Here is a 23,944-nt window from a genome sequence, read left to right as displayed (position 1 = left end):
GTTTAACTTTACTTCATGTTAACCAGATTTGTTGGCCAATCATGATAGGCGATTGGTTTACTGAATAGAAAGCCCTGACCATGTGGGCAATTTAATTGAGTCAGTAAATCTACCTGCTCTTGAGTTTCTACTCCTTCGGCCACGAGCTCGACTTTAAATCCGCGAGTCATGTTAACGATGGCCGCCACGACACTGTTCTCAATATTCTGTGCATTGAGTTGTGCAATGAACTCTCGGTCTATTTTCAGGCAATCAAAAGGCAGTTTATGCAGATAAGCGAGGGAGCTATAACCCGTGCCAAAATCATCGATAGCGATGTGGATGCCGGCTTTTTTTAACTCCAGCATGTTATGCAAAATCACTGGGTCATTATCAACGATACGTGATTCTGTAATCTCCAATGTGAGATTTGACGGTGGTAGTTGGGATTTTTCGAGGATGCGATATAGCTGATCCATGAAATCAGGATGTGAGAGCTGATTGACGGAGAGGTTAACATGCATGTGGAAGCTAGCAGGCCATTTGTTTTCTTGTATGCCACGCACGGTATCGATGCAGGCTTGGCGGAGAATTTGTTCACCAATTGCGTTGATTAAGCCACTTTCTTCGGCGATAGGAATAAACTCCATCGGCGGAATCAAACCAAGTTCTGGTGAGATCCAGCGAGCCAGTGCTTCAGCACCTAAAACTTCACCACTATGTAAATCGACAATCGGTTGATAGAAAGGCACAAACTCGTGGTTATCGAGTGCCAATTTAATTTGAGTGACCATTTGCATCCTCTTACGGGATGCATTCGCCATTTCTGGGGAATAGAAACTGATTCGAGTGTGGTCAACTTTCGCATTGCTAAGTGCAATGCTGCCGTTGCGTAGCCATACGGTCATGTTCGTTTCTTCTAAAGAGACGATGCCAATCGAAACGTTCACGGCAATATTGTCACTAGGCATACTGAAAGGGGATGCAAACAGCTTGAGAATGTTGGTTGCAATCAGTTTTAAATCGTCTTGTTGATTCGTTTCTGGGAGATAAATTGCAAACTCATCTCCACCAATCCGTGCGATCCGAGCTGGGTATGGGAAGGTCAAATTGAGTCGTTGGGCTATTGCGATAAGTAATTGATCTGCCTGATGGTGTCCTAAGCTATCGTTAATATCACGGAATTTATCTATCCCAATCAGGATCAAGCCACCATTGAGTTGAGGAAGCTGATTACAATTTTCAACCAAGCCCTCTCTGCTCAGTAATTGGGTTAATGAGTCATGCACTAATTGAGATCGCAGAGCTTTAAACGATGTTTTTAAGTTATTGGTCATTTCGACAAAGGCTTGAACCAATAGACTAGTTTCGTAGATTTGTCCGGGTTTGGGCATGTTGGCTGCCCAGTTGCCATTTGCGAGCTGCCGAGCGGCAGATGCAGTCGAAATGATAGGATTTGCCACGCGATTTAACGTCATTAAGCCGATCAGTAGCCCAATAAGACTGACGGCAAGGCCAATCATCCAACTGGTTTTTTGGTTTTCAGGCAAGCTACCCAAAAGATCGGTTTCGGCAATAGAAACGCTGATGTACCAAGCTAAACCATACTGATCGGTAAAGGCTGAAACTTTATTAAAGTAGCGCTGGTTGGCGATGTGTGTCGTAAACATGCCACTATTGAGGTTTTGTTCATTGAGTTGTTCTGCGCTGCTTTTAATGACTGGATTGGGGTTTTCAACAGCAAGCAACCTTTCTCCTTTTGGGCTGAGTTCAGTCCCCCATGACACAACACTGCTGTCGTTGGAATGGGCAATTAAGCGATGTTGACTGTCGATGACGGACACATCGGCATTAATTCTTTGTTTAAGTTGGGCAAGAAATTGATTAAAAGTGTTGAGTTTGACATCCGAAACCATCACACCTACAAAGGAGTCATCTTGAAAAACAGGGCTGAGAGCGGAAAGCGTGATCTCTTGTTTTTCATCCACATTGGTATACACCGCAGACCATTGTGCTGACGGTTTTTCAGCAATAGGGACATACCAAGGACGAACCCGAGGATCGTAGTTATCGATGACCGTATGGTATTTTTCATCGATGATTGGGCTTTGATAAATAACCAATTTATTCTCAGTGCGCCCATCTTTAAGCATCAAGCTGTACTGATTGGGTGCATCTTTTCGTAACCCCACGTACTCGCCATTGATGCCACCAAAGCCAAGGACATCGATTTGTTGAATATTCTTGCCAATCGGTTGGGAGGCTGCACGGATAAAATCTTCGATTTTGCTCGCATCGTCCGCTTGGTAAAGGTGATGAAAGCCAACGTTATACGCGATCATTTGATTAGCAAAAAAGGGACGATCTAAAAAGTCCGACAAGCGTTGTGAGATACTGTCGGTCAAATAGGATAACTGTTTGGTACTGAGCTCTTTTACGGTCTGTTCATAGCGGTAAGTTTGAACAGCCGCCATAGCCAAAATTGTGAACAAAAAAATCAGTACAAACGGCAGTATGATGGCGGTTTTTAAACGAATTTGGCGTTTTAACGGCATACCCTTCTCTAGTCTCACTTCCTGTGCAGTAAAGTTGGGTAGGCCGTTCAGCTGACACTTAATATAACTCTTTGAGTTTACGTGTTAGCGTATTCCGTCCCCAGCCCAATACTTTGGCGGCTTCTTGTTTATGCCCATTAGTATGGTTAAGTGCCGCTTCTAAAAGTATACGTTCAAATTCTGGGAGTGCGTAGGCGAGTAATTCGGTTTCACCAGAAGCCAACGCAGACTTTGCCCATGTTTCTAATTGTTTCTGCCAACTTATATCATTATCAAAATGACTGGCTTTTCTTTCTGATAATAATTCGGGAGGAAGATCACTTGGCAGCACCTCACTACCGCTTGCCATCACTGTTAGCCAACGGCACATGTTTTCAAGTTGGCGAACATTACCCGGCCAGTCAAGTTTAGTGAGGATATCAACGGTTCGTGGGTTGAGTGTTTTCATCTCCACGCCCAACTCTTTCGCCGCTAAGGCTAAAAAGTGCTTCGTCAATTTCTCGATATCTTGTCGACGTTCACGCAGTGACGGGATGTGGATGCGGATAACATTCAGACGATGGAATAAGTCTTCACGGAACTTGCCTTGATGGACCAACTTCTCAAGGTTTTGATGTGTCGCCGCGACAATTCGCACATCGACTTTAATTGCGACATGACCGCCAACGCGATAAAACTGGCCATCGGCCAAGACTCGTAATAGTCGGGTTTGAATATCCAGTGGCATATCGCCAATTTCATCGAGAAATAAAGTACCGCCATTGGCTTGTTCGAAGCGCCCTTGACGTACCGTATTAGCTCCGGTAAATGCCCCTTTTTCATGACCAAACAGCTCTGATTCGATCAGATCTTTCGGAATCGCAGCCATATTGAGTGCAATAAACGGTTTCTGCGCGCGAGGACTATGTCGATGCAGTGCATGAGCGACCAATTCTTTCCCTGTACCCGATTCGCCGTTGATCAGTACCGAAATGGAAGAGCGAGATAAACGACCAATTGCGCGAAACACTTCTTGCATTGCTGGAGCTTCGCCAATGATTTCGGGGGCGGAATAGTTTTCGCTTGGGCGATGTGATGCCTTTCGCTGCTCTTGTCCGTGGGCAATCGCTCGTTCGACTAACGTAAGCGTTTCATCCACATCAAAAGGTTTAGGGAGATATTCAAAGGCCCCTTGTTGGTATGCGTTCACGGCTGCATCCAAATCGGAATGAGCCGTCATGATAATCACGGGAAGTTCCGGGATCTGCTGATGTACTTGATTTAGCAGAGCAATGCCATCCATTCCGGGCATACGGATATCGGACACTAAGACATCGGGAGTTTCTCGCTCAAGTGCAAGTAGCACACTTTCCGCATCGGCGAAAGTTTCGCATTTTATATTGGCGGAAGAGAGCGTCTTCTCCATCACCCAACGGATGGAGCTATCATCATCGACGACCCAAACGTATCCTCTACTCATAGACAATCCTTAACAGCAATTCAAAATTGGCAAATAAATGGTAAACATGGTGCGTCCTGGCCAGCTTTGCACCTCTATTTTTCCCTGATGTTGATCGATCAGATTTTGTGAAATAGATAAACCCAACCCCGTGCCGCCCTCACGGCCGCTCACCATGGGATAAAATAAGGTGTCTTGGAGTTCAGGAGGTATTCCGGGACCATTATCGATAATCTCAATACTGGCAACGAGCTTATAACGTTGACCATGGATATTCGCTTGGTGCACGGTTCTGGTGCGTAAGGTAATCACGCCATGCGGTTGATTCGCTAAAATCTGTGCCGCATTGCTGACAATATTCAACAAGGCTTGCTCGATCTGATCGGTATCCATCAAAATATTTGGCAGGCTTGGGTCATAATCCCGTTCAAAAACCAAATTGGATCCCGCTTCAAGAACCACGAGTTGACGCACTTTTTCTAAAATGAGGTGCAGATTCTCCCATTTCTTTTCACCAGGACGCTGTGGTCCTAATAAGCGATCGACCAAGCTACGTAACCGATCGGCTTGTTCGATGATAATTTGGGTATATTCTGTGAGTGCGGGATCCGGCAGCATACGCTCTAAGAGTTGTGCAGCACCTCTTAAACCACCGAGGGGATTTTTGATTTCATGGGCTAACCCTCTAACCAAAAGTTTCGCCGCTTGTTGCTGCGCGTGTTGATTCAACTCTTGGGTTAGGCGACGTTGCTGGCCAATCGTGCGCATTTCTGCCAGTAACAATAACTCTTTTTGCCATGACACCGGACTGACGGTGACCTCAAGCAACAAGGGTTTTCCATCGACGACTAAAGTGACATCACTATCGGTAATACTTTGCCCACTTTGCAATGGTTGTGTCAGCAGTTGCAGATCCAGTGATGAGTGCTGAACAAGTTGCCGTAAGCTTTGATGCATTAAGCGTTTCATGCTTTGCGAAAAGAGCTGCTCGGCCGCAGGGTTCGCATAGCGAATCATCAGGGACTCATCGAGAATGAATACCGATGTGACCTGATTATTAATAATGGTTTGATTCAGTTCTGCACTCACACTCATTCTCGCTCGATAATCACTTCACTACCTATGCACAAGTTTGGTGCATTAAGCATTAAGTATGGCGCAAGGGAGTGCAAACCCAAAGTGGAACTCCCTACGCAATCGAGCGAACGGTCACATCTTTTCGTTATTTCACCGTTGCTCGATGCAGATGCACCGTGATAATCGATGAAGATGCAATAATCTTGCCGTTTTCAATAGCTTGAATGGTGAAGGTGTGAGTCCCTCTGTCAATATTTTTTAACTCCCAATTCGGTTGATTGGTGGGGGCGCCATAAGGTCGGCCATCCATCAACAGTTGAAGCTGTTCGCCAATCGAGAGCTTTCGGTTGAGCTCGGACCGAATGTTGATCGTACCGCTATTGCTGCGCACCGTATCATCATGTTGAGGAGAAATCATGGTAACGGTGAGAGGGGGGAGTTGTTGTGGGGGGATGGGAGAGGCAACCTCACTCAACTCAGTATCTGTTGAGGTCGCTTCGCTTAATGTAGACGCGGTGCTTGTCTCCTCCACAGGTTGGGATGAATCGAAGCTGGGAGCTGGAGCTTGCGCTTCATAATCCGGTAAATGGATGGCTTTTGCTTTGTCACTCTGTGGGCTATCACTAAAGTTCAGGACACCTTTTTCATCAACCCAAGTGTAGATGTTTTGTGCTGTGACTTGCGGTACCCATAATAAACTGATGAGCAACCATAAGGGACGAGACGATGGCATATATCACCTCAATTACATGAAGTTTCACTCTATAGATCATGAGTTTATACCCATGACTGAAATTGTAAGCCACATGTTAAAACGAACCATGAAAGGACTAAATATGCAAAAGGCCCGCCTGCGAGGCGAGCCTAAATATTGATGTAACCTAAGTTACCTTTTACACAAGCTGAGAATTAAACTGAGTAGTACAGTTCGAATTCAAGTGGGTGTACAGCAACGTTCACGCGCTCTACATCTTTGGTTTTCAGCTCGATGTAAGAGTCGATGAAATCATCAGAGAATACGCCGCCAGCGGTTAAGAACTCACGGTCAGCATCCAAGTATTGCAGAGCTTGTTGTAGAGACTCTGCCACTTTTGGAATTTCAGCTGCTTCTTCTGCTGGTAGATCGTACAGATCTTTGTCCATCGCTTCTCCTGGATGGATCTTGTTCTTGATACCATCAAGACCTGCCATCAGCATAGCTGCAAACGCCAAGTATGGGTTAGCTGCTGGATCTGGGAAGCGAACTTCGATACGACGAGCTTTCGGGCTTGGTACCACTGGAATACGGATAGAAGCTGAACGGTTACGCGCAGAGTAAGCCAACATTACTGGTGCTTCGTAGTGAGGAACCAGACGCTTGTAGGAGTTGGTAGATGGGTTAGTGATTGCGTTCAGCGCACGTGCGTGCTTGATGATACCACCGATGTAGTAGATCGCCATTTCAGACAGGCCGCCGTACTTGTCACCCGCAAACAGGTTAACGCCATCTTTCGCCAGAGATTGGTGAACGTGCATACCTGAGCCGTTGTCGCCAACCAGTGGTTTAGGCATGAAAGTCGCTGTTTTACCAAATGCGTGAGCCACGTTGTGAACCACGTACTTGTAGATCTGGATTTCATCCGCTTTCACCGTTAGGGTGTTGAAGCGAGTTGCGATTTCGTTTTGACCCGCAGTAGCAACTTCGTGGTGGTGAGCTTCCACAACCAGACCCATTTCTTCCATGATCAAACACATCGCTGAACGGATGTCTTGTGATGAGTCAACCGGAGCAACTGGGAAGTAACCGCCTTTTACGCCAGGACGGTGACCTTTGTTACCATCTTCGTATTCAGTACCTGTGTTCCATGCCGCTTCTACGTCGTCAATCTTGAAGAATGAACCAGACATGTTAGTGGCGAATTTCACATCGTCAAACAGGAAGAATTCTGGCTCTGGACCGACAAGAACCGTGTCTGCGATACCCGTAGAACGCATGTACTCTTCAGCACGCTTTGCAATAGAACGTGGGTCACGATCGTAACCTTGCATAGTCGCAGGTTCTAAGATGTCACAACGGATGTTCAGTGTAGCATCTTCAGTAAATGGATCGAGCACAGCAGTCGATGGATCTGGCATCATTACCATGTCGGATTCGTTGATACCTTTCCAGCCTGCAACAGATGAACCATCGAACATTTTACCGTCTTCGAAGAAGTCAGCATCGATTTGGTGAGCAGGGATAGAGATGTGCTGCTCTTTACCTTTAGTATCGGTAAAACGCAGGTCAACAAACTTAACTTCGTTTTCTTGGATCAGCGATAGAACATTTTCTACTGACATCTTGGATAACCTCCGGTGTTTTTAAGCGGTATGGGCTCGAGTCTTAAATAAAGTCGGCAAAGATTACTACGTTGTACTATGGGTAACCGATGCTGAAATTACTAAAGCGAAAAGCGTGCCATGTTTATAAATCCAATATAAATCATGGTTTTGGTCGGGGTGCTGCTGGTTTTTGATGTTTCTTTGCACCAAAACGATCCCTTTGTGCACTGTTATGGTGCGCTGTGTTGTTGCTCTGCACCATGTTTTACCAAAACGTTTGCTATTTCGCGCTCAATTGCAGGGGTTGTCAATGACTCTTGAGCCTGAAACTGCTGGGATAAGGAAAGATGCGCAGCAAAATGAAGAAAAAGTGGGCTATTTCAGCGCGACAGATCACATATTTCTAGGTTTTCCGCTAAAATCTGGTACATTATTGGCCGTTTTTGAACCATGTTCGGCGACTGCTTTAGCAGTCCGCCTCAATGAAAAAGTGAAGCAAACCCCGATGACCACTCCGCAAATTGAAAAATTAAGAAACATCGCGATTATCGCGCACGTTGACCACGGTAAAACCACCCTGGTTGACAAACTGCTCCAGCAATCCGGCACGTTAGAGTCTCGCGGTGATGTTGAAGAGCGAGTCATGGACTCGAACGACATTGAAAAAGAGCGTGGTATCACCATCCTGGCGAAAAACACCGCCATCAACTGGAATGATTACCGTATCAACATCGTAGACACCCCAGGACACGCGGACTTCGGTGGTGAAGTTGAGCGTATTATGTCAATGGTAGACTCAGTGCTACTGATCGTTGACGCTGTTGATGGCCCAATGCCACAAACTCGCTTCGTAACCCAAAAAGCATTTGCTCATGGTTTGAAGCCAATCGTTGTTATTAACAAAATTGACCGTCCTGGCGCACGTCCTGATTGGGTTATGGATCAGGTATTTGACCTGTTCGACAACCTAGGTGCGACGGATGAACAGCTAGACTTCCAAGTGGTCTATGCTTCAGCTCTGAACGGTTGGGCAACTCTGGTTGAAGGCGAAACTGGCGAAAACATGGAACCTCTGTTCCAAGCCATCGTGGATAACGTTGCTGCGCCACAAGTTGACCTTGATGGCCCACTGCAAATGCAAATTTCTCAGCTCGATTACAGCTCTTACGTAGGTGTTATCGGTGTTGGCCGTATCAAGCGCGGTAAAGTAAAACCAAACCAACAAGTGACCGTTATCGGTGCGGATGGTAAGAAACGTAACGGCAAAATCGGTACGGTTCTGGGCTACCTTGGTCTGCAACGTTCTGAAACTGACCAAGCTACCGCTGGCGACATCGTTGCGGTAACCGGTCTGGGTGAGCTGAAAATCTCTGACACCATCTGTGATGTGAATGCACTAGAAGCGCTGCCACCACTGAGCGTTGATGAGCCAACCGTAACCATGACGTTCCAAGTGAACACCTCTCCATTCGCGGGTAAAGAAGGTAAGTTCGTGACTTCACGTAACATCCTTGAGCGTCTGGAAAAAGAACTTGTACACAACGTAGCACTGCGTGTTGAACAAACTGAAGATCCAGACAAATTCCGCGTTTCAGGTCGTGGTGAACTTCACCTATCGATCCTGATCGAGAACATGCGTCGTGAAGGTTTTGAACTGGCAGTATCTCGTCCTGAAGTTATCCTGAAGCACGAAGATGGCCAACTGATGGAACCGTTTGAAACGGTCACCATCGACGTGCAAGAAGAGCACCAAGGCGGCATCATGGAGAAAATCGGCATGCGTAAAGGCGAGCTGAAAGATATGTCTCCAGATGGCAAAGGTCGTATCCGTCTAGATTTCGTGATGCCTTCTCGTGGCTTGATCGGTTTCCAAACGGAATTCATGACTCTGACTTCAGGTTCAGGTCTGCTGTACCATACTTTTGACCACTACGGCCCACACAAAGGCGGTGTAATCGGTCAACGTGTGAACGGTGTTCTGGTTTCTAACGGTACAGGTAAAGCACTAACGAACGCACTGTTCAACCTGCAAGAGCGTGGTCGTATGTTCATTGGTCACGGTGTGGAAGTTTACGAAGGTATGGTTATCGGTATTCACAGCCGTGATAACGATCTGACAGTAAACCCTCTGAAAGGTAAGCAGCTGACTAACGTTCGTGCTTCTGGTACTGATGATGCGCAGGTTCTAACGCCGCCAATCATTATGTCTCTAGAGCAAGCTCTGGAGTTCATCGATGATGACGAACTGGTAGAAGTAACCCCAGTAAGCATCCGTATCCGTAAACGCTACCTGACTGAAAACGATCGTAAGCGTGCTTCTCGTGATGCGAAATAATCGCTGATTCTAGTCTTCTGACTCGATAAGTTATTTAAGCCCTTAGCTGTCACCAGTTAGGGGCTTTGTTTTTACGGTAAAGAGAAAGGGCAGACGATGTCGGTCGTGATTATTTCTGGTGGCCCAGGTGCTGGAAAAACTACTTTGTTGGATGCTTTGGCAGGACGCGGTTATCGCGTATATCCCGAGGTTCCCCGTCTACTGATTGAACGTGAGAGTTCAAAACAGGACGGTATTTTACCTTGGCATGATTTGCCCGCCTTTGCCGAACTCTGCTATGACGCCATGTTGGTGCAAAAACAGTCTGCGCAGAGTGAGACGATGGTGTTTTTGGATCGCGCGATCCCTGATATTTGTGCGTACTTATTGGGGGCAGAGTTGGCGGTGCCTGAGAAATATTGGTCAGCAAGCTCGGGCTATCATCCACACATATTGATGTGTGAACCCAACGCCATCACTTATCAACAAGATGATGTTCGCCCGTATTCGCTAGAAGAAGCGCGGCAAATCCATCATCGGTTAGTGCAGACTTACTCAGAACTAGGCTATCAATGTATTGAGGTGCCCATGATGAGTGTTGAGCATCGTGTGGAATTTGTATTGAACACCTTATCCGTGGCAGGATAACCGCAACGAAATGACAAGGATGAGCTATGAAATTGACTCACTCTTTTATTGAGCAGAAAGCTCGGCAAGGGCTGCATTTTTTCCGCTATCTACTGTCTCGGATGAACCATGACCGAGTCAATGTGAATGCGGGCTATCTGGCTTACATCACCTTATTATCAATGGTGCCAATGCTTACCGTGCTGCTGTCGATCCTCTCTTCCTTCTCTATTTTTGCCAGTGCTGGGGAGGTGATCCAAGATTTCGTGATCACCCATTTTGTGCCGGCAGCAGGGGAAGTGGTGAAAACCGCCTTGGTGGAGTTTGTGGCGAATACTGGAAAAATGACTGCGGTTGGTGGCGCTTTCTTGTTTGTTGCAGCCATCATGCTGATTTCCAATATCGATAAAAACTTGAATTATATCTGGCGAGTGCAGCAGAAGCGTCGCGCGGTGTTTTCATTTTCAATGTATTGGATGATTTTGACGCTCGGCCCCATTTTGGTGGGAGCAAGTATTGCGGCAACCTCGTACATTACTTCCTTAAAAATCTTAGATAACGAGACCCTTTCGGGGGCGTACAACCTATTTTTGCGCTGGCTGCCTTTTGCGCTCTCCTACTGTGCCTTCGTCGGGTTGTATCTATTGGTGCCGAATAAAAAAGTGCATTTACAGCATGCTATGACAGGGGCTTTAATTGCTGCCGTCTTGTTTGAACTGAGCAAAAAAGGCTTTGCCGCCTACATCACTCAGTTTCCTTCTTATCAGTTGATATACGGTGCACTTGCCGCGATTCCTATCCTGTTTGTTTGGGTGTATTTATGTTGGCTGATTGTGTTGGTGGGGGCGGAAGTCACCGCTGCGCTTGGCGAGCGTGAGCACTGGAGTGACGCACAAGACATGCTACACTTTGCGCCATCACCACAGAATGAAGTAGAGGAAAAACAGAGTGATAGCCCTGATCCAAAGAGTAAGTGAAGCCGCGGTGCGTGTTGATGGCGAAATCGTGGGAGCCATTGACAAGGGACTTTTAGTGCTACTTGGTGTCGAACGTGAAGATGATGAAGCGAAAGCCAAGCGATTGGTTGAGCGAGTGACCAGCTATCGAGTGTTTGAAGATAGTGAGGGCAAGATGAATTTAAGCGTGAAAGAGGTGGGGGGCAGTGTGTTAGTGGTGTCGCAATTTACGCTTCCCGCAGACACGAAAAAAGGTACTCGTGCCGGATTTTCGCGTGGCGCAGCCCCACAAGAGGCTGAGCGGTTATATGATTATTTCTCAGACCTTTGCACGCAAGTTTTACCGACGGAGCGCGGCCGTTTTGCGGCAGATATGAAAGTATCACTGATCAATGATGGTCCGGTGACTTTCTGGCTACAGGCCTGATCTGCCACCTTATCCAAGCAACCACCAAGCGTGCCTTGAATGAATTAAGGCACCTATTCAGGGATTGAGTATGTTCAAACTTATTACGCCGACTACGGATAACCAGCTCAATAAGTATTTCCATTTTCGTTGGCAGATGTTGCGTGAACCGTGGCGAATGCCGATTGGCTCTGAGCGTGATGAATACGATTCGATGAGTCACCACCGAATGATTGTCGATAGCCGTGGCTATCCGATGGCGATTGGCCGTCTTTACATTACCCCTGACAGTGAAGGGCAGATCCGTTATATGGCGGTGAAAGCCAATCGTCGCTCCAAAGGCATGGGTTCACTGATCCTTGTTGCGCTTGAATCCTTAGCACGCCAAGAGGGTGCGAAGCGATTAGTGTGTAATGCTCGTGAAGATGCCATTCCGTTTTATGCCAAAAATGGCTTCGAGCGACGCGGTGAATTGACGGATGAACGCGGCCCCGTGCGCCATCAGCAGATGGTGAAACCTCTCGACCCGATGGCTAATGTGCTACGTAAACCGGAATGGTGTACCGAGCTGCAAGATCGCTGGGGGAAGCAAATTCCGATCAGCGATAAAATGGGCATTAAAATTCAGCAATACACGGGTTATCAATTCCAGTGTTGTGCGCAGCTCAATCCCAATCTTAATCCGCACAATACCTTGTTCGCCGGTTCAGCGTTTACCTTGGCAACATTAACGGGATGGGGCATGGCTTGGCTATTAATGCGCGAGCGCGATCTGCATGGCGATATTGTGTTGGTGGATAGCCATATTCGCTATCGCCACCCTGTGGTGCAAAATCCGCTGGCATCGACTTCGCTTGATGGGATCAGTGGCGATTTAGACCGTTTAGAATCGGGCCGCAAAGCACGTATTGTGGTGCGTGTCATCATCTCTAGCGGTGACGTGGAAGCGATCGAGTTTATCGGTACTTATATGCTGATCCCGAACTATAAAGCGTTGTTGGCACAAAAATCCTGATGGTCACGCAGCGCATTATGGTGCGCTGCGACAGTCTTTACCAACCAGTCCCGCCTGTTTGAAATCCCATTGTAATTCCATGCATTGATCTGCCCAGCGCTGTGTGATCGCCAATAACCATTGGCCATGCTCCGGTTCGATAAGGTCGGTGCTGCCACTGAGTTGAGCTTGTAGCGTTGGCCCTTTGAGTGGCGTGGGAGTGATGGTTATCCGTCCTCGGTCTGCGTTCACTTTGAGATCCTCTAACTCAAACGGTTGGGTGATGAAAGTATGCTCACCGCGCAGTGAAAGTAATCCTTGGCGTAAACTCAATTGTAATTGTCCATCAAGTGAATGAGCGAGCATGTTGCGATCACCCGCCATACCTTGCGCTGTCAGGCTGACATCCGCCAATGCTTCAAGGCCAAACGGCAGCTTGAACCAAGGTTGCAGTGGGCCAATAGGTAGAGAATCAGTGTCGAGTGAGAGCTGCCAAGGCGAACTGAGTGACGATAAATCCCAGCTAGCACGAGCTTCAATATAACCGTGTTCCAGCGGTAAAAAGGCGCGAGTCAACTGCCATACACCCTGTTCACTGTGCATATTGAGCACGCTTTGGGTGCTCAGAATACCGGCATAACTGGCACTGTTGGCCGTTACTGCGAGTTTACCTTGCCAAAATCCCCATTGGCCATCCTTCGCCCATTGCAGTTGTTGTCCATCGGCATTTAGCCCCGAGGCTTGCCAAAAAGGCGGTTGAACGGTTTGGATGAGTTGTAGATTATTGACATCCAGCTTAGCAATGCTGACGTTCTGCCAATCGGGTAAGGCTTGGGTGAAGATCTGCCAATCTTGTGGCTGCTCTGCAATCCACTTCACGCCGCTGATGGAGAGTTGGGAGAGTGCGATACTCGTTTCGGAGAGCTTGCCCTTAAGTTGCACATCCCCTTGCCATACTTGAGTATGCCCTTCAATCTCGATGCCTGAGGGGGTGAAAGTCAACTCGGCACTAGGCTCCACCCACTGTGTGGCACGCCATTGTGCTGAATCAGCATTGAGTGATAGGTAACCTTGTGGTTGTTGCCAAAGGCTCTGTTGAAGACGGTAATCCTCAATGGAAAGGTTGAGGTTTTCCCACGCCACACCATTTATGGTCAGTTGGCTATTCAGCAGGTCTAAACTGTTAATGTGTTGAATATTTGGCGATATCTTTTGCCATAGCGGGTGGGTTTGCCACTGATCAAGATTGAGTTGAAGTCGGCTGATGGTCACATTGACCAGTGACCAGCCTTGCGGATATTGCTCTGCTTGTCCTGAAATTGGGCTCTGATGCCAGTTGAAAGAAAAACCATACACTGTGCTGTCTTGCGCTTGGTAATTGGCATCAACCAATACTTGGTTAAAGGCCTCACCATCAACGCTGATCTGTTCGGCAGAAAGCTGGATTTTACCGTAAGGTAACAACTGCTGTGGTGAAGCCCAAACCGGCTGTTTGATCTGTAAACTCACCCCACGCGCGATAATACCTTGGTCAGCCCAGTCAATATTGTGCAGCGCCAACTGGTTGAGATGGACGGAATCGGGCAAGGTGAAAGCAGGCAAGCCGTGGGCGAGGTTCGCACCATCAATCAAAACACTGTCGATTTCGAGTTTTTTCTCAAGTAATCCATAAGGGTTTACCCACAAATCCATTTGCTGTAATTCAATGGCGGGTTCCGAGGCAATTTGTACATCACTTAAGCGCAGCTTAAATGGGTACAGGTATTCTATCTTGGCAAAGCGCAGTGTTTCCGGCCACAACTGCTGCACTATCCATTGCGCAGAAGGCGTGAAATAGCGGGTATGCATAATGCCAAACCCCGCTAATACGAAAATCAGTAGCAGTGCGATACCCGCTACGCCCATGGCCAGTAGTTTTCTCATAATCTCTGCGTTGCCATCATTCAATGTTACTCATCAATCCACACCCAAGCTTGGAGTAAAGCACGAGAGACAGCAACAAAAAAAGCCCCTCGAAAGAGGGGCTTGCTACTCAGTTATCACTTTTACGCCAATTTGGCATTAATCGAGCTTAGGACCTGCCGCCACCAAGGCTTTACCTTCGGCGTTATCGGTGTACTTGTCGAAGTTGTTGATAAAGCGTGTTGCCAAGTCTTTGGCTTTGCTTTCCCATTGTAGTGGGTCGACATAAGTATCACGTGGGTCAAGGATCATCGGATCGACACCTGGCAATGCAGTTGGCACTTGCAGATTGAAGATCGGGATATGCTTGGTTTCCGCTTTCTCGATGGAACCATCCAAAATCGCATCAATGATGCCGCGCGTATCTTTAATCGAGATACGTTTGCCGCTGCCATTCCAGCCAGTGTTGACCAGATAGGCTTCTGCGCCCGCCGCTTCCATACGTTTCACCAACACTTCCGCATACTTGGTTGGGTGCAGAGTGAGGAACGCTGCGCCAAAACAGGCTGAGAAAGTTGGAGTCGGTTCAGTAATACCACGCTCAGTACCTGCCAGTTTGGCGGTGAAGCCAGACAAGAAGTGGTACTTGGTTTGCTCTGGAGTCAGTTTGGATACTGGAGGCAATACGCCAAAGGCATCCGCGGACAGGAAGATCACTTTTGTCGCATGACCGCCTTTAGAAACCGGTTTTACGATGTTGTCGATGTGATAGATAGGGTAAGAAACACGAGTGTTTTCTGTTTTAGAACCATCATCAAAATCGATTGAGCCATCGCTGCGTACGGTCACGTTTTCTAGCAAAGCATCACGGCGGATTGCGTTGTAAATGTCCGGTTCTGCTTCTTTAGACAGCTTGATGGTTTTTGCGTAGCAGCCACCTTCAAAGTTGAACACGCCATCATCATCCCAGCCGTGCTCATCGTCACCGATCAAGGCACGTTTAGGATCAGTTGACAGAGTGGTCTTACCGGTACCTGATAGGCCGAAGAAGATCGCAACATCGCCCGCTTTGCCCATGTTGGCAGAGCAGTGCATAGAAGCAATACCTTGCAGCGGCAGGAAGTAGTTCATCATCGCGAACATGCCTTTTTTCATCTCACCGCCGTACCAAGTACCGCCGATGAGCTGCATGCGCTCAGTCAGGTTAAACACGGTGAAGTTTTCTGAGTTCAGACCCTGCTCTTTCCAGTTCGCATTGGTGCATTTCGCGCCGTTCATGACTACGAAGTCTGGCTTAAAGTGTGCCAATTCGTCTTCGTTAGGGCGGATAAACATGTTTTTCACAAAGTGCGCTTGCCATGCGACTTCGGTAATAAAACGTACGCTCAGACGGGTATCTGCATTCGCGCCACAGTAACCATCTAATACGAATACGCGTTTACCTGAAAGCTGTTTGGTAACTTGTGCTTTCAGGTCATTCCAGACCTCTTGATTAATCGGTTTGTTATCGTTTTTTGCTTTATCTGATGTCCACCACAGAGTATCGCGGGTGGTATCGTCTTTTACGATAAACTTATCTTTTGGTGAGCGGCCAGTGAAGATGCCAGTATCAACCGCAACCGCGCCTAATTCGGTGACCACACCACGCTCATAACCTTCGAGGTCTGAACGGGTTTCTTCAGCAAATAACAATTCATAGCTCGGGTTACGAACTATTTCAGTTACGCCGGTGATCCCATATTGGGCTAGATCGAGTTGTGCAGCCTTAGTATGTTCCATAACGGTCATAGGTGCTCCTTGTAGGATTTTGTAGGGATTTTGTAATAATTTATGTAATTGTTATCTGCTCACCATGCTAGCAACGGACCTAGGAGAAAACAGGGAGGCAGTTCAAATATTGCCCACCGAGTTTCTGTGGTTTTAGGTAACTCGTCACATATATTGGCATTACTATTTTATCGTGCGCGCAAACCTTTGCGCCAGAGGCCAAAGATTAATACTTCTCAGAAATTAAGTACGGCGTACTGTGATTTGGATCGTTGATTTTATTGGTTTTTTATAAAGAAAAAGCCAGCGGGGAGCTGACTTTTTGGCGGTTTTTACGTGCTTGTTAAACGCGGCGAATTAATGCAGTACGGGACCATTTCCGCCTTGGGGCGCATACAATTCAGCCACTTGCGCAGCATCGAATGAGTAAGTGGTGCCACAATAATCGCAATGTAGAGCCACTGCACCCTCTTGGGCAAGGATGTCATTAATCTCATCACGTGCGACGGTCATGATCGCCGCTGCACTGCGCTCACGTGAGCAACCACAACGGAAGCTGACCGGATGCGGTGCGAACAACTGAACTTTCTCTTGGTTGTATAGACGGTACAGCAGTTCTTCGGCAGGTAGAGCAAATAACTCTTCGTTCTTAATGGTGTCAGTTAATTGTTCTAAATGTTCGAAATCATCGGCAGAGCCTTTACCATCGGGTACGATTTGCAGCAACATGCCAGCCGCACAGGCTTTGCCCGCATGCTCACCGACACGGATCCACAAACGAGTTTTGAGCTGCTCTGAACGTAGGAAGTAACCTTCGAGTACATCGGCAAGAGTCTCGCCTTCCAAACCGACTACCCCTTGATAGCGCTCGCCTTGTTTAGGTTCAATCGTGATCACTAGGTGACCTTTGCCCAGCATGTCATGCAGATTGGCATTGTCGGCAATATCGCCTTGCCAACGTGCTACACCACGCACTTGTTGGTTGTTATCACCGTTAATCACAACCAGAGAGACTGGACCATCGCCTTGCAGTTGCAGAGTGATAGAGCCTTCAAACTTCAGCGTTGCCGTGAGCAGCGATGTGGCAACCAGCAATTCGCCGATCAGGTGTTTTACCGCAGCAGGATATTCCTGACTGGAAATCATGTGCTGATAAGTATCGTCCAGTTGAACTAACTCACCACGTACGGAGAGGTCTTCAAAAAGATAGCGATGTAGCATGTTGTTCGCCATTGAGCTTGTCGTCATAAGGAATTGTCCGGCTAATTACTGATGGATAAATTTGAGTAGATCTCGGCGCTGTTTCTTGTCTGGACGTCGATCCGGACTCGGGTTGAGCTGGCGCATCATGGCATTGCGTTCACGCTTAGCGATGCTTTCAGCCGTTTCACGGTAGAGCTGCTGCGCTTCTGGTGCTCCACGGCGTTGGTCAGAGATCTTCTCGATAATGACAGTTTTCTCGTCATGTCCCTGACGTAGCGTGATCTGTGCACCAAGTTCTACCGATTTACTGGGTTTGGTGCGCTGGCCATTATAGTGGACTTTGCCACCTTCGACCATATTTCGCGCGAGCGAGCGAGTTTTGTAAAATCTTGCCGCCCACAACCATTTATCCAGCCTTACGTCATCTGCACTGGAACTCATTGCTCCTTTTCCTCTCTAACCTTGTTACGTTTTGGCCAATTTTCTTGATTAACAATGGTGTTTGCGGGGCAGTTTTTCAAGCAAGTCGACAATTTAACGTTTGAGACGGATCTCTTAATAAGGCTTGTGCTATATTGCCATGCCTGCATAAAGTCTTGAAAAACATCTGTACGGGCGAATTTGCGCGAAATGAAGCGTAAAAGTACAGAAAGGAATAACGTGGAAATTTATGGAATTTAAACAACTTCCTCCGCTTGCAACGTGGCCGCGTTTGATTAGCCAAAATGCACAGCGGTGGCAAAAGCCAATCAGTGAAGGATTGACGCTAGTGCTGCTGGTGGCCTCGGCTTGGACGTTGGGCAAAATGGTGTGGTTAATGCTGGGCGAACAAGCACAAGCGCCGAGTTGGAGCCCAACCCTATCAGGCTTAAAGCCGGATCGTCAGCCGCTGGATATTAGCGTATTGCAAAAAGGTGATCTGTTTGGTGTGTTTACTGAACCAAAAGAGCCTGTGGTTGAGCAGCCCGTGGTGGTTGATGCCCCCAAAACTCGTTTGAGCCTTGTTTTATCTGGCGTGGTCGCTAGCAATGATACGCAAAAAAGCTTGGCGGTGATTGCAAACCGTGGTGTGCAAGCCACCTACGGGATCAATGAGGTGATTGAAGGCACACAGGTCAAATTAAAAGCGGTGATGCCAGATCGTGTCATTCTGAGTAATGCTGGCCGTGATGAAACCTTGATGCTTGAAGGATTGGACTATTCTGCGCCAGCTGTACCGTCTACGCCTAACGCACCGATCCCACGTCAAGGTCAAGCCTCGACGCCTGCACCTCAGTTGGAAGAGAAGCTTGATGCTATTCGTGAAGCGATTACCCGAAATCCGCAGGAAATTTTCCAGTATGTGCGCCTGTCTCAGGTAAAGCGGGATGACAAAGTGCTCGGTTATCGAGTGAGCCCCGGAAAAGATCCGGCACTCTTTGAATCGATTGGTCTGCAAGATGGCGATGTCGCAGTGGCGATTAATGGCTTGGATTTGACCGATCCCAATGTAATGAACACCGTGTTTCAGTCAATGAATGATATGACTGAAATGAATCTGACAGTTGAACGTGATGGTCAACAACATGATGTATATATTCAATTTTAACGCTGAGGCGGGTGACAACGCGTTAGTGAGGCAAGGGAGTTCCCAGTGAAATTTTGGCTGAAAAAAAGTTCATGGCTGTTGGCAGGCAGTTTACTGTCCACACCTCTAGCGATGGCAAATGAGTTCAGTGCCAGCTTCAAAGGCACCGACATTCAAGAATTTATCAATATTGTTGGGCGCAATCTTGAGAAGACCATCATTGTCGACCCTTCGGTGCGCGGCAAAGTGGATGTGCGCAGTTTTGATACCTTAAACGAAGAGCAGTATTACAGTTTTTTCCTCAGTGTGCTTGAAGTGTATGGCTTCGCTGTGGTCGAAATGGACAACGGCGTGCTCAAGGTGATCAAATCCAAAGATGCGAAAACCTCAGCGATTCCAGTTTTGAGTGGGGAAGAGCGTGCCAGTGGAGACTCTGTCATTACCCAAGTGGTGGCGGTGAAAAATGTGTCGGTACGTGAACTGTCACCGCTACTGCGCCAACTGATTGATAACGCAGGCGCGGGTAACGTGGTGCACTACGACCCAGCTAACATCATCTTGATCACCGGTCGCGCTGCGGTGGTGAACCGTTTGGCGGAAATTATTCGTCGCGTTGACCAAGCGGGCGACAAAGAGATTGAAGTGGTTGAACTCAATAACGCGTCAGCAGCAGAAATGGTGCGGATTGTCGAAGCACTCAACAAAACGGCTGATGCGCAAAACACACCGGAATTCTTAAAACCTAAGTTTGTGGCCGATGAGCGCACTAACTCAATTCTGATTTCTGGCGATCCCAAAGTGCGTGAGCGCTTGAAGCGTTTGATTAAGCAACTGGATGTCGAAATGGCAGCCAAAGGCAATAACCGCGTGGTGTATTTGAAATATGCCAAAGCGGAAGATTTGGTTGAAGTGCTGAAAGGCGTTTCCGATAACCTACAAGCTGAAAAAGGTACTGGGCAGCAAACAACCTCAAAGCGTAATGAGGTGATGATTGCGGCACACTCCGATACCAACTCGTTAGTGCTCACTGCGCCGCAAGACATTATGAATGCGATGCTCGAAGTGATTGGCCAGTTAGATATTCGCCGTGCACAAGTGTTGATTGAAGCCTTGATTGTGGAAATGGCCGAAGGGGATGGCATCAACCTCGGAGTGCAATGGGGTTCGCTAGAAAGCGGCTCAGTCATTCAATACGGTAATACAGGCGCATCGATTGGTAATGTGATGATTGGCCTAGAAGAAGCGAAAGACACCATAGAGAAAAAGCCGATCCGTACTAGTGATACGGGGGAAATTAAGTATTACGAAGAGACCACAACGAAAGGTGACTACTCAACCTTAGCTTCGGCACTGTCCGGTTTGCAAGGTGCCGCGGTCAGTATCGCTCTGGGGGATTGGACGGCACTCATTAGTGCGGTGTCGAACGACTCTAAATCCAACATCCTGTCATCACCGAGCATTACCGTCATGGATAACGGTGAAGCCTCATTCATCGTGGGTGAAGAAGTTCCGGTGATCACCGGTTCCACCGCTGGCTCGAATAATGACAACCCATTCCAAACCGTGGATCGTAAGGAAGTGGGTATCAAGCTCAAAGTGGTACCACAGATCAACGAAGGCAACTCAGTCCAGCTCAAGATTGAGCAAGAGGTTTCCAACGTATTGGGGGCCAATGGTGCGGTAGACGTACGTTTTGCCAAGCGCCAACTCAATACCTCGGTGATGGTGCAAGACGGGCAAATGCTAGTGCTGGGTGGTTTGATTGACGAGCGCGCTTTAGAAAGTGAATCCAAAGTACCGCTACTGGGTGATATTCCATTGCTAGGACAACTGTTCCGTTCAACCAGTTCGCAAGTGGAAAAGAAAAACCTGATGGTGTTTATCAAGCCAACCATTATTCGTGATGGCATGACTGCCGACGGTATCACTCAACGTAAATACAACTACATTCGCGCTGAGCAGTTGTTCCGCGCCGAAAAAGGCTTACGTCTGCTGGATGATGCCAGCGTGCCGGTCTTGCCGAAATTTGGCGATGACCGTCGTCATCCACCTGAGATTCAAGCCTTTATTGATCAGATGGAAGCCGAGCAATGACCGAAATGGTGATCTCTCCAGCTGAACGGCAGTCGATTCGTCGTCTGCCTTTTAGCTTTGCTAACCGCTTCAAGTTGGTGCTGGATTGGAATGAAGATTTCTCGCAAGCCAGCATTTACTTCTTGCCGCCGCTTTCTATGCAAGCGTTGGTCGAAACCAAGCGGGTAGTGAAACATGCCTTTGAGCTGATTGCTTTGTCGCAAGCAGAGTTTGAAAGCAAGCTGACCCAAGTCTATCAACGCGACTCTTCAGAAGCGCGCCAACTGATGGAAGATATTGGGGCTGACAGTGATGACTTCTTCTCACTGGCAGAAGAGCTGCCACAAAACGAAGATTTGCTAGAAAGCGAAGACGATGCGCCGATCATCAAACTGATCAACGCCATGTTGGGTGAAGCGATCAAAGAAGGTGCGTCAGATATTCACATTGAAACCTTTGAAAAAACGCTGTCGATCCGTTTTCGAGTCGATGGTGTGCTGCGTGAAGTGCTGGCCCCTAGCCGCAAGCTCTCGTCGCTACTTGTTTCTCGCGTTAAAGTGATGGCCAAACTCGACATCGCAGAAAAGCGGGTGCCGCAAGATGGGCGAATTTCACTGCGTATTGGTGGGCGTGCGGTCGATGTGCGGGTTTCAACCATGCCTTCATCTCACGGTGAGCGAGTGGTAATGCGTCTGTTGGATAAAAACGCGACCCGACTTGATCTGCACAGCTTAGGCATGACCCCCAAAAACCATGACAACTTCCGTCGCCTGATCAAACGGCCGCACGGGATTATCTTGGTGACCGGCCCAACCGGTTCGGGTAAATCAACCACCTTGTACGCCGGCTTGCAGGAGCTTAACAGCAGCGAGCGCAATATTCTCACCGTGGAAGACCCGATCGAATTTGATATCGATGGGATCGGCCAGACTCAAGTCAACCCACGGGTGGACATGACCTTTGCGCGTGGTTTACGCGCCATTTTGCGTCAAGACCCCGATGTGGTGATGGTGGGGGAAATTCGTGACTTGGAAACCGCGCAAATTGCGGTGCAAGCTTCGTTGACCGGTCACCTCGTGATGTCGACGCTGCATACCAACACTGCGGTGGGGGCGGTAACGCGGCTACGTGATATGGGGATCGAGCCATTTTTGATCTCCTCTTCACTGCTTGGGGTGCTTGCACAACGCTTGGTGCGCACTTTGTGTTCAGATTGTAAAGAGCCATACGAAGCCGACAAAGAGCAGCGCAAGCTGTTCGACAGCAAGAAAAAAGATCCGCTGATTCTTTATCGCGCCACGGGTTGCCCTAAGTGTAACCACAAAGGTTACCGAGGCCGAACCGGCATTCATGAACTGCTGTTGGTCGATGAAGCACTGCAAGAGTTGATTCATAGCGAAGCGGGTGAGCAGGCGATGGAAAAACATATCCGTGCGACAACACCGAGTATTCGTGACGATGGCCTAGATAAGGTTCGCCAAGGCATTACTTCGCTAGAAGAAGTGATGCGGGTGACTAAGGAGTCCTAATGGCGGCGTTTGAATACAAAGCACTGGACGCCAAAGGACGCCATAAAAAAGGCGTGATTGAGGGTGATAATGCGCGTCAAGTGCGCCAGCGTCTGAAAGAGCAAGGCCTAGTACCCATGGAAGTGGTGGAAACGCAAGCCAAAGCCGCGCGCAATCGCAGCCAAGGTTTTGCTTTCAAACGTGGTATTAGCACTCCTGATTTAGCGCTGATCACACGCCAGTTATCGACCTTGGTGCAATCCGGCATGCCATTGGAAGAGTGTTTACGCGCGGTTGCCGAGCAATCGGAAAAGCCGCGCATTCGCACCATGTTGGTTGCAGTACGTGCCAAAGTCACCGAAGGTTATACCCTCTCCGATAGCTTGGGAGATTACCCGCACGTGTTCGATGAGCTGTTTCGTTCTATGGTTGCGGCGGGTGAAAAATCCGGCCACCTAGATTCGGTGTTAGAGCGACTGGCGGATTACGCTGAAAATCGCCAGAAAATGCGCTCCAAACTGCAGCAAGCCATGATTTACCCTGTGGTGCTGGTGGTGTTTGCCGTCGGTATCGTGGCATTTTTGCTGGCAGCGGTAGTGCCGAAAATCGTGGGTCAGTTTGTACAAATGGGGCAAGCCTTGCCGGCTTCTACTCAGTTTCTGCTCGATGCCAGTGATTTCCTGCAACATTGGGGAATTTGGCTGCTGATCGGGTTCATGTTATTGATTTACCTCGTGCGTTGGTTGTTAACCAAGCCGGATCTTCGCTTACGTTGGGATCGCCGAGTGATTTCGCTACCGGTGATTGGCAAAATTGCCCGCGGTTTGAACACCGCTCGTTTTGCGCGCACGTTGTCAATTTGTACGTCGAGTGCCATTCCCATTCTGGACGGTATGCGCGTTGCGGTTGATGTGATGACCAACCAGTTTGTGAAACAGCAAGTGTTGGCGGCGGCAGAAAACGTACGTGAAGGCTCTAGCCTGCGCAAAGCCTTGGAGCAGACCAAGCTCTTTCCGCCAATGATGCTGCACATGATCGCCAGTGGCGAGCAAAGTGGTGAGCTAGAAGGCATGCTGACGCGTGCCGCCGATAACCAAGACAACAGTTTTGAGTCAACGGTCAATATTGCGCTCGGTATCTTTACCCCAGCCTTGATTGCGTTGATGGCAGGCATGGTGCTGTTCATTGTGATGGCCACGTTAATGCCAATTTTGGAAATGAATAATTTAATGAGCCGTTAAGTCGTCACGCGCGGCAAAAACGGAATAGTGTGGAGT

The 23,944-nt window shown here is 48.2% G+C and carries 18 protein-coding genes; 9 read left to right on the top strand and 9 right to left on the bottom strand.

What is annotated here, in order from left to right; all coding sequences use genetic code 11:
* Nucleotides 1-8: 8 nt before the first annotated feature.
* The 5 genes from MKA69_RS03765 to glnA all read right to left on the bottom strand — a co-directional run bounded on the left by MKA69_RS03765 (nt 9) and on the right by glnA (nt 7,368).
* Nucleotides 9-2,534 (bottom strand): GGDEF and EAL domain-containing protein, encoded by a 2,526-nt coding sequence (locus MKA69_RS03765; RefSeq protein WP_305847521.1) that lies wholly within the window; start codon nt 2,532-2,534, stop codon nt 9-11.
* A gap of 58 nt (nt 2,535-2,592) precedes the next feature.
* Nucleotides 2,593-3,993 carry a nitrogen regulation protein NR(I) gene (gene glnG, locus MKA69_RS03760; RefSeq protein ID WP_000086395.1) on the bottom strand — a complete coding sequence of 467 codons (1,401 nt, stop codon included), beginning with the start codon at nt 3,991-3,993 and terminating at the stop codon, nt 2,593-2,595.
* Between the two features lie 9 nt (nt 3,994-4,002).
* A complete protein-coding gene (gene glnL, locus MKA69_RS03755; RefSeq protein WP_167517952.1) occupies nt 4,003-5,061 on the bottom strand; it encodes a nitrogen regulation protein NR(II) in 1,059 nt (352 codons plus the stop codon).
* A 133-nt stretch (nt 5,062-5,194) separates the two neighbouring features.
* On the bottom strand, nt 5,195-5,782 hold the full coding sequence (locus tag MKA69_RS03750; RefSeq protein ID WP_305847520.1) for a DUF4124 domain-containing protein: 588 nt from the start codon (nt 5,780-5,782) through the stop codon (nt 5,195-5,197).
* Nucleotides 5,783-5,958: 176 nt separating this feature from the next.
* A complete protein-coding gene (gene glnA / locus MKA69_RS03745; protein WP_000110153.1) occupies nt 5,959-7,368 on the bottom strand; it encodes a glutamate--ammonia ligase in 1,410 nt (469 codons plus the stop codon).
* Nucleotides 7,369-7,855: 487 nt separating this feature from the next.
* On the opposite strand from glnA, the gene typA reads away from it, so the two are divergent.
* The 5 genes from typA to MKA69_RS03720 all read left to right on the top strand — a co-directional run bounded on the left by typA (nt 7,856) and on the right by MKA69_RS03720 (nt 12,668).
* Nucleotides 7,856-9,685, top strand: a complete 1,830-nt coding sequence (gene typA / locus MKA69_RS03740) for a translational GTPase TypA (RefSeq protein WP_032469963.1) — start codon at nt 7,856-7,858, stop codon at nt 9,683-9,685.
* Between the two features lie 96 nt (nt 9,686-9,781).
* Nucleotides 9,782-10,312 (top strand): AAA family ATPase, encoded by a 531-nt coding sequence (locus tag MKA69_RS03735; protein WP_305847519.1) that lies wholly within the window; start codon nt 9,782-9,784, stop codon nt 10,310-10,312.
* A 26-nt stretch (nt 10,313-10,338) separates the two neighbouring features.
* Nucleotides 10,339-11,268 carry a virulence factor BrkB family protein gene (locus MKA69_RS03730; protein ID WP_305847518.1) on the top strand — a complete coding sequence of 310 codons (930 nt, stop codon included), beginning with the start codon at nt 10,339-10,341 and terminating at the stop codon, nt 11,266-11,268.
* Nucleotides 11,240-11,674, top strand: coding sequence for a D-aminoacyl-tRNA deacylase (gene dtd / locus MKA69_RS03725; protein ID WP_055027457.1), 435 nt, complete (start codon nt 11,240-11,242; stop codon nt 11,672-11,674). The genes MKA69_RS03730 and dtd overlap by 29 nt, the downstream gene beginning before the upstream one ends.
* Nucleotides 11,675-11,744: 70 nt before the next feature.
* Entirely contained in the window at nt 11,745-12,668 is a 924-nt protein-coding gene (locus tag MKA69_RS03720; RefSeq protein WP_258462864.1) for a bifunctional GNAT family N-acetyltransferase/hotdog fold thioesterase, read from the top strand.
* 15 nt (nt 12,669-12,683) lie between these two features.
* Here MKA69_RS03720 and MKA69_RS03715 read toward each other — a convergent pair whose 3' ends face one another.
* From MKA69_RS03715 to hslR, 4 genes are all read right to left on the bottom strand, one after another.
* Complete coding sequence (locus tag MKA69_RS03715) at nt 12,684-14,570, bottom strand: AsmA family protein (protein ID WP_305847517.1); 1,887 nt, start codon at nt 14,568-14,570, stop codon at nt 12,684-12,686.
* A gap of 138 nt (nt 14,571-14,708) precedes the next feature.
* Nucleotides 14,709-16,337 (bottom strand): phosphoenolpyruvate carboxykinase (ATP), encoded by a 1,629-nt coding sequence (gene pckA, locus MKA69_RS03710; protein WP_000217618.1) that lies wholly within the window; start codon nt 16,335-16,337, stop codon nt 14,709-14,711.
* 336 nt (nt 16,338-16,673) lie between these two features.
* Nucleotides 16,674-17,549: an Hsp33 family molecular chaperone HslO gene (gene hslO / locus MKA69_RS03705; RefSeq protein ID WP_009355370.1), complete on the bottom strand. Its 876-nt coding sequence runs from the start codon at nt 17,547-17,549 to the stop codon at nt 16,674-16,676.
* Between the two features lie 33 nt (nt 17,550-17,582).
* Entirely contained in the window at nt 17,583-17,960 is a 378-nt protein-coding gene (hslR, locus tag MKA69_RS03700; RefSeq protein ID WP_000098848.1) for a ribosome-associated heat shock protein Hsp15, read from the bottom strand.
* Nucleotides 17,961-18,189: 229 nt separating this feature from the next.
* Here hslR and gspC point away from each other — a divergent pair, with 229 nt between their 5' ends.
* From gspC to gspF, 4 genes are read left to right on the top strand one after another with little or no spacing between them, the layout of a single operon-like run.
* Nucleotides 18,190-19,107, top strand: a complete 918-nt coding sequence (gspC, locus tag MKA69_RS03695) for a type II secretion system protein GspC (protein ID WP_055027454.1) — start codon at nt 18,190-18,192, stop codon at nt 19,105-19,107.
* 45 nt (nt 19,108-19,152) lie between these two features.
* A complete protein-coding gene (gene gspD, locus MKA69_RS03690) occupies nt 19,153-21,180 on the top strand; it encodes a type II secretion system secretin GspD (RefSeq protein WP_305847516.1) in 2,028 nt (675 codons plus the stop codon).
* Entirely contained in the window at nt 21,177-22,688 is a 1,512-nt protein-coding gene (gspE, locus tag MKA69_RS03685) for a type II secretion system ATPase GspE (RefSeq protein ID WP_000138170.1), read from the top strand. The genes gspD and gspE overlap by 4 nt, the downstream gene beginning before the upstream one ends.
* Nucleotides 22,688-23,908: a type II secretion system inner membrane protein GspF gene (gspF, locus tag MKA69_RS03680; RefSeq protein ID WP_000718690.1), complete on the top strand. Its 1,221-nt coding sequence runs from the start codon at nt 22,688-22,690 to the stop codon at nt 23,906-23,908. Before gspE ends, gspF begins: the two co-directional genes overlap by 1 nt.
* Nucleotides 23,909-23,944 lie beyond the last annotated feature (36 nt).

Origin of the sequence: Vibrio sp. AH4 (genome assembly GCF_030710545.1) — a bacterium.
GTDB lineage: Bacteria > Pseudomonadota > Gammaproteobacteria > Enterobacterales > Vibrionaceae > Vibrio > Vibrio metoecus.
This window is presented reverse-complemented; position numbering and strand designations above follow the sequence as displayed.